Source organism: Acidimicrobiales bacterium, assembly GCA_036273495.1.
Classification (GTDB): domain Bacteria; phylum Actinomycetota; class Acidimicrobiia; order Acidimicrobiales; family JAJPHE01; genus DASSEU01.
On record DASUHN010000274.1, the window covers coordinates 1 to 6,967 of the forward strand.

Consider the following 6,967-nt stretch of genomic DNA (forward strand, 5'->3'; position numbering starts at 1 on the left):
ACTTCTCCATCTGCTCAATGGAGAGATGGCATTTAGGCCATAACACGCCGGCCCCTGGAAACAGGGTGAAGGTATAGTCTATGCCCGTAGTAATACGGGATTTACATGCGTGAGACAGTTCGGTCCCTATCCGTCGCAGCCGCAGGAGACCTGAGGAAGGCTGTCCCTAGTACGAGAGGACCGGGACGGACGCAGCTCTCGTGTGCCAGTTGTCCTGCCAAGGGCACCGCTGGTTAGCGACCTGCGGAAGGGATAAGCGCTGAAAGCATCTAAGTGCGAAGCCCGTTCCAAGATGAGGTCTCCCACGGGGTTAACCCGGTAAGGCCCGTGGCCAGATGACCACGTTGATAGGCCGGAGGTGTACGCACAGCAATGTGTTCAGCCGACCGGTACTAATCGGCCGAGGGCTTGGAGATCTACTCGTTGCCCGTGCTCGCTATGGAAGGCTCACAGGGGAGCCGCGCCGTCGGCGCGGTGATCCTTGAAATGAAATACAGCCACGGTTTCCGGTGGCCATAGCGGCGGGGTCACACCCGTACCCATCCCGAACACGGAAGTTAAGCCCGCCCGCGCCGATGGTACTTGGGGGGAGACTCCCTGGGAGAGTAGGTCGCCGCCGGAATAATTCGCACAAAGAGCCCCCGCCCAGCGGGGGCTCTTTCGCGTACCGGTAGCCTGCCGTCGTGGCCAGGAATCCCGACGAGGACGACGCGCGTCAAAGTTCGGGTAGGCCGGCCCGGAAGCCCTCCGGACCAGCACGAAAGCCGCAGCAGGGGTCCCCCGGTGCAGGACCCCGAGCCGGGGGAGGCGGGACGCGGTCGGGCGCTGCGGGCCGGGGAGCGCCGCCCGGCAGGGGCGGTAGCGCCCGGGGCCGGCCGGCGGGACCTCGAGGCGACGGTCGTGGAGCCCAATCCCGGTCCGGCTCGGGCCGGGCGGCACCCGACCGCCGGTCCGGCGGTGCCCCCGCGGCCCGCCGGAGTGAAGGCCCCTCAATCGGTCGACGGAGCACTGGCAACGGAGCCGGTCGAAGCAGTGCGACGGGTCGAGGCGGTGCGACGGGTCGAAACAGTGCAACCGGTCGGCGCAGCGAAGGCCCTCCCCCGGGCCGGCCCCGCCGACCGGGCGTCAGTGACGGACCCGACCGGGGCCGCCGCCCCGGCTCCTCGGACCGACCCCGCCCCGGCTCCTCGGACCGGACCACACACAGAGGCCGGACCACAGACAGAGGCCGGACCACAGACAGAGGCCGGACCGCAGACAGAGGCCGGACCGCAGACAGAGGCCGCCCCGCTGACCCCGACCGCCGGCGGTCGGCGCCGGGCGCCCGGGACCGGGGGACCGGCCACCCCCATCCCCCCGCGCCCCGGAAGGTGGCCGGCTGGGGGAAGGTCGCCCGCCGGGGGGCGTCCGAGCTCGGTCCCGAGCCGCGGCCCGAGAGCACCCGGCCGCCGAGAGCCGAGAGACGGCCGGCCCGGGCCCGGGAGTGGCAGCCCGAGCGCTGGGTCGAGGAGCCGGAGAAGAAGAGGGCGGAACCGCAGGCCCGCCGGCGGGCGGGTGGGGGAGCGAGGCGCTTCGCCCCCGTGGAGGTTCCCAGGCAACGGCGGCCGCCGAAGGTCCCCGAGGTGGTGGGCGAGGAGCTGCAGACCACCGCCGGCGCCAGGAAGGCACCGCACCTGGCCCGGCGCCTGGGCGACGCCACGAAGGCCTACGAGCGGGACCGGTACGAGGACGCCCGGCGGATCCTCAAGCAGCTGGCCGCCGACGTGCCGGCGTCGCCGGCGGTGCGGGAGCTGTACGGGCTGACCCTGTACCGCCAGAGTCGGTGGCGGGACGCCCTGCGGGAGCTCGGCGCCTTCCACGACCTGACCGGGTCGTACGACCAGTTCCCGACGATGGCCGACGCCAGCCGGGCCCTGGGCCGCCACGACGACGTGGCCGAGCTGTGGGAGGAGCTGCGGGTGGCGTCACCGTCGGCGGAGCTGGTGACCGAGGGCCGGATCGTGGCGGCGGGATCCCGCGCCGACCAGGGGGACCTGAGCGGCGCCATCCGGATGCTCGAGGGCGCGGCGCGCAAGGTGACCCGGCCCCGGGACCACCACCTCCGCCTGTGGTACGCCCTGGCCGACCTGTACGAACGGGCCGGCGAGGTCCCGGCCGCCCGGGAGCTGTTCCGGCGGGTCCTCCGCCACGACCGCACCTTCTTCGACACGGCAGAGCGCCTCACCGCGCTGGGCTGACCGTCACACCCCGTCCGTACGATCCACCTCGGCACTTCCCCCACTCCGCCGGTCCGGCGTGCGGTCAATACGCCGCCGGCGGGTCAGGACCGAACGAGCGCAGGGGAGAGGTGTGATGAACGTCGTGGTGATCGCCGGCCGGCTCAGTGGGCCCCCGGCGGAGAAGGTGCTCCCGTCCGGCACCCGGATCATGAGCATGCAGGTGACGGTCGCCGGCGGGACGGGCCGGGCCGACAGCGTGCCGGTGGCGTGGTTCGACCCGCCGGCGGTGGCCGTCGAATTGGACGAGGGGGACGAGGTCGTGGTGCTCGGTCGGGTCCGGAGGCGGTTCTTCCGGGCCGGGGCCGGCACCCAGAGCCGCACCGAGGTGGTGGCCGACCGGGTCATCCCGGCCCGCCGGGCGGCGTCGGTGCGCACGGCGCTGGCGGCGGCGGTGGAGCGGCTGGCGTCGGGGCTGGAGCCCGGCCAGGGGAAGGCCCCGGAGCAGGAGGTGAGGCGCCGGAGCCGGGCGGGCTGAGCGCCCCACGCCGGGGCCGCCGGCGGGTCGACGGTAGGCTCGATGGGTACGAGTGGTGCCGTAAACCGCGGACCCGACAGCGTTAGGAGCCGGACACGTGGACCTCGACCTCGCGAAGCTCCTGGGTGAGGAAGCCGAAGCCCTCCTGCAGCACAAGTCGAAGGCCATCCCCGCCGAGGACCTCGTCCTGCCGGGCGGGGACTTCGTGGACCGGGTTCTGGTGGACAGCGACCGCTCGCCGGCGGTCCTGCGCAACCTCCAGACCATGCTGAACACGGGCCGCCTGGCAGGAACCGGCTACCTCTCGATCCTCCCGGTGGACCAGGGGATCGAGCACTCGGCGGCGGCCAGCTTCGCCAAGAACCCGGCCTACTTCGACCCCCGGAACCTCTGCGAGCTGGCCATCGAGGGGGGCTGCAACGCCTTCGCCAGCACGGTCGGCGTGCTGGGGATCGTGGCCCGGCGTTACGCGCACAAGATCCCCTTCATTGCCAAGCTCAACCACAACCAGCTGCTGACCTACCCGACCGAGTACGACCAGATCATGTTCGGCTCGGTGGAGGAGGCCGTCGACCTCGGAGCCGTGGGCGTGGGCGCCACCATCTACTTCGGGTCGGAGGAGAGCACCCGCCAGATCCAGGAAGTCGAGGAGGCCTTCGAGGAGGCCCACCAGGCGGGGCTGTTCACCGTGCTGTGGTGCTACCTGCGCAATCCCGACTTCAAGGTCAACGGGGTCAACTACGAGACCGCCGCCGACCTGACGGGCCAGGCCAACCACCTCGGTGTCACCATCAAGGCCGACATCATCAAGCAGAAGATGCCGGAGTCGAACGGGGGCTACAACGCCGTCAAGTTCGGCAAGACCGACCCGCTGGTCTACAGCGAGCTGACCACGGACAACCCCATCGACCTGACCCGCTGGCAGGTCGTGAACTGCTACATGGGCCGGGTGCCGCTCATCAACTCGGGCGGGGAGTCGAAGGGCAGCGGGGACCTGGCCCAGGCCGTCCGCACCGCGGTCATCAACAAGCGGGCCGGGGGGGCCGGGCTGATCGTGGGCCGCAAGGCCTTCCAGCGCCCGCTGGCCGACGGGGCGGCCCTCCTCCACGCCATCCAGGACGTCTACCTGGACCCCTCGATCACCGTCGCCTAGCGGCCGCGGCGGCGTCCGGTCGCGAAAAGCCGACCTCTCCAATGGGGGTTTCGCGGCCCACCGGGATAAACTCGGGGTGAACGACGGCCCTCCGGAGGCCGCCAGGGGCGCATGACGGCCCGGGCCCTCCAGTGGGAGCCGGCCGATCAGAGACCGGCAACGGGGCCGGCCCAGCGACCCAGACGAGGATTCCGTTGACCGAGACCGCGGCTGAGACCCGTTCCACGGAGGAGCTGGACCGCGTCGTAATCCGCTTCGCCGGGGACTCCGGTGATGGCATGCAGCTCACCGGTGACCGTTTCACCAGCGTGAGCGCCCTGTTCGGAAACGACCTTTCCACCCTGCCCGACTTCCCGGCCGAGATCCGAGCCCCGGCCGGCACCCTGGCCGGGGTGTCGGCGTTCCAGGTGCACATCTCGAACCACGACATCCTGACGCCGGGGGACGCCCCGAACGTCCTCGTGGCCATGAACCCGGCCGCCCTCAAGGCCAACATCCGGGACCTTCCCGTCGGGGCCACGGTGATCCTGAACGTCGACTCGTTCGACGAGCGCTCGCTGGCCAAGGCCGGCTACGCCGCCAACCCGCTCGAGGACGGCAGCCTGGCCAGCTTCACGGTCTTCGAGGTCCCGATGACCACGCTGACCCTCGAGGCGGCCAAGGAGACCGGGGCCAAGCCGAGGGACGCCGAGCGGTCGAAGAACTTCTTTGCCCTCGGGTTGGTGACGTGGCTGTACCAGCGCCCCGTCGACCCGACCCTGGCCTGGATCAAGGAGCGGTTCGCCAAGAACCCGATGGTGGCCGACTCCAACACCCTGGCGTTCAAGGCCGGCTACAACTTCGGGGAGACGGCGGAGCTGTTCCAGGCGACCTACGAGGTCAAGCCGGCGGCGCTGGCGCCCGGGACCTACACCAACATCAGCGGCAACACCGCCCTGGCGTGGGGCCTGGTGGCCGCCTCGCAGCTCGCCAAGCTCCCGATGTTCCTCGGCTCGTACCCGATCACCCCGGCCTCGGACATCCTCCACGAGCTGTCCAAGCACAAGAACTTCGGGGTGCGGACCCTGCAGGCCGAGGACGAGATCGCCGGTGTGGCCGCCGCCCTCGGCGCCGCCTTCGGGGGCCAGCTCGGCGTCACCACCACCAGCGGCCCCGGCGTCGACCTCAAGTCGGAGACGGTGGGCCTGGCGGTCAGCCTCGAGCTGCCGTTGCTGATCATCGACATCCAGCGGGGCGGCCCGTCGACCGGCCTGCCCACCAAGACCGAGCAGGCCGACCTGCTGCACGCCATGTACGGCCGCCACGGTGAGGCGCCGGTGCCGATCGTCGCCGCCATGACGCCGGGCCACTGCTTCTATGCGGCCATCGAGGCGGCGCGCATCGCCCTCAAGTACCGCACGCCGGTGTTCCTCCTGTCCGACGGCTATCTGGCCAACGGGGCCGAGCCGTGGATGCTGCCGAACGTCGACGATCTCCCCGACATCTCGGTGCAGTTCGCCACCGAGCCCAACCAGACGGGGGAGGACGGCGCCGCCCAGTTCCTGCCGTACCTCCGGGACCCCGAGACGCTGGCCCGGCCGTGGGCCGTGCCCGGTACCGCCGGTCTCGAGCACCGCATCGGCGGGCTCGAGAAGGAGGACGGCAGCGGCAACATCTCCTACGACCCGGCCAACCACGAGCGGATGGTGCAGCTGCGGGCGGCCAAGGTCGCGGGCATCGCCAAGGACATCCCGCCGGTCGACGTCGACAGCGACGACGGCGCCGATGTGCTGGTCGTCGGGTGGGGCTCGACCTACGGCGCCATCCAGGCCGCCGTGCGCCGGGTGCGCGCACGGGGCAAGAAGGTGGCCCACGCCCACCTGATGCACCTCAACCCGTTCCCGGCCAATCTCGGCCAGGTCGTGCGCTCGTACCCGAAGGTGATGGTGCCCGAGATGAACCTGGGCCAGCTGTCCCGCCTGCTGCGCAGCGACTTCCTCGTCGACGCCAAGTCCGTAACCAAGGTCCAGGGCCAGCCCTTCCGGGTGGCCGAGCTCGAGACCGCCATCCTGGAGATGCTCGATGCCTGACGCCCCCACCACGACGAAGAAGGACTGGTCGACCGACCAGGAGGTGAGGTGGTGCCCCGGTTGCGGGGACTACTCGATCCTCACCGCCGTGCAGATGATGATGCCCGACCTCGGCGTGCGCCGGGAGTCGACGGTGTTCGTGTCGGGCATCGGCTGCGCCAGCCGGTTCCCGTACTACATGAACACCTACGGCATGCACTCGATCCACGGACGGGCCCCGGCCATCGCCACCGGGCTGGCCGTGGCCCGGCCCGATCTCGACGTGTGGGTGATCACCGGTGACGGTGACGGCCTTTCCATCGGTGGCAACCACCTCATCCACGCCCTGCGCCGCAACGTCAACCTCACCATCGTCCTGTTCAACAACCAGATCTACGGGCTGACCAAGGGCCAGTACTCACCGACCAGCGAGGTCGGCAAGGTCACCAAGTCGACGCCGTTCGGTTCGCTGGACCGCCCCTTCAACCCGATCAGCCTGGCGCTGGGGGCCGAGGCCACCTTCGTGGCCCGCACCCACGACATGGACCGCAAGCACATGCAGCACATCTTCAAGCGGGCCCACGACCACAAGGGCGGCGCCTTCGTCGAGATCTATCAGAACTGCAACGTCTTCAACGACGGCGCCTTCGACCAGATCCTGTCCAAGGAAGCCCGGCCGATGAACCTGATCCCGCTCGAGCACGGCCAGCCGATCCGCTTCGGCCCCGAAGGGGAGCGAGGCGTCGTGCTGGACGGCGAGGGGGTGAGGATCGTCGACGTGGCCGAGGTGGGTGAGGACCGTCTCCTGGTACACGACGAGACCCGCCCCGACCCGAGCGTCGCCTTCATGCTCTCGCGGCTGGCCAACGGCCCCTACGAGCCCACGCCCATCGGGGTGTTCCGGGCCATCGAGGCGGCCGACTACGGAACGGCGGTGCAGCAGCAGCTGCTCGACGCCCAGGAGCGGCGCGGGCCCGGGGACCTGGCCGAGCTCCTCGCGTCCGGGTCCACC

At 70.6% G+C, this 6,967-nt stretch carries 5 protein-coding genes and 2 rRNA genes; all 7 read left to right on the top strand.

Features of this window, described 5'->3' with window-relative positions:
- Window positions 1-416 (top strand): 23S ribosomal RNA (locus VFW24_11770); the annotation flags it as partial.
- Window positions 417-505: 89 nt separating this feature from the next.
- Window positions 506-622 (top strand): 5S ribosomal RNA (gene rrf / locus VFW24_11775).
- Window positions 623-1,580: 958 nt separating this feature from the next.
- The gene (locus VFW24_11780) at window positions 1,581-2,237 is read left to right on the top strand and encodes a tetratricopeptide repeat protein (GenBank protein ID HEX5267442.1); all 657 of its coding nucleotides are present in this window, start codon (window positions 1,581-1,583) and stop codon (window positions 2,235-2,237) included.
- Window positions 2,238-2,352: 115 nt separating this feature from the next.
- On the top strand, window positions 2,353-2,754 hold the full coding sequence (locus tag VFW24_11785) for a single-stranded DNA-binding protein (GenBank protein HEX5267443.1): 402 nt from the start codon (window positions 2,353-2,355) through the stop codon (window positions 2,752-2,754).
- 97 nt (window positions 2,755-2,851) lie between these two features.
- On the top strand, window positions 2,852-3,907 hold the full coding sequence (locus tag VFW24_11790; protein ID HEX5267444.1) for a class I fructose-bisphosphate aldolase: 1,056 nt from the start codon (window positions 2,852-2,854) through the stop codon (window positions 3,905-3,907).
- 194 nt (window positions 3,908-4,101) lie between these two features.
- Window positions 4,102-5,976: a 2-oxoacid:acceptor oxidoreductase subunit alpha gene (locus tag VFW24_11795; GenBank protein ID HEX5267445.1), complete on the top strand. Its 1,875-nt coding sequence runs from the start codon at window positions 4,102-4,104 to the stop codon at window positions 5,974-5,976.
- Window positions 5,969-6,967, top strand: a 999-nt coding sequence (locus tag VFW24_11800; protein ID HEX5267446.1) for a 2-oxoacid:ferredoxin oxidoreductase subunit beta, incomplete at its 3' end; no start/stop codon positions are given. The genes VFW24_11795 and VFW24_11800, both read left to right, overlap by 8 nt.

What these genes read in the sequence shown, in the direction of transcription:
- VFW24_11785 (HEX5267443.1), top strand. Translation starts at nt 2,353, where the DNA reads ATGAACGTCGTGGTGATCGCCGGCCGGCTCAGTGGGCCCCCGGCGGAG.